This window comes from Bacillus sp. SIMBA_005 (genome assembly GCF_046535585.1).
GTDB lineage: Bacteria > Bacillota > Bacilli > Bacillales > Bacillaceae > Bacillus > Bacillus pumilus.
In genome coordinates this window covers 1-264 of the sequence record NZ_JAWRWI010000576.1, presented here as the reverse complement: position 1 = coordinate 264, position 264 = coordinate 1, and the positions used below count along the sequence as shown (strand labels likewise).

1 protein-coding gene is annotated in these 264 nt (G+C 48.1%); it reads right to left on the bottom strand.

The genetic code is table 11. The features are described 5' to 3' along the window. Positions 1 to 264 (bottom strand): hypothetical protein (locus SB660_RS21360; RefSeq protein ID WP_410584405.1); only part of this gene is annotated, 264 nt, incomplete at both ends.

The window sequence follows — 264 nt, the reverse complement described above, 5'->3', positions numbered from 1 at the left end:
CCCAGCTTTGTTGCTTCAAAGCTGCCGTCTTTCAGCAGGCTTGCCGAAGCTGCCAGCTCTTTGCTTGATTGAATGAGATTACCGTATTTGTCATACACGGCGGCGGATGAGGATTTTCCGCTTTGATCCGTTTCAGAAACGGCATCCAGTCCGTCGTACGCAATATCAGTGATGTTCCCCTCGGTATCCTTCATTTTCGTTACGTCATTGTTTTTGTTGTACTGATACGTTTCGGTGCCGTAGTTGTCTTTTACGGCTGTGACG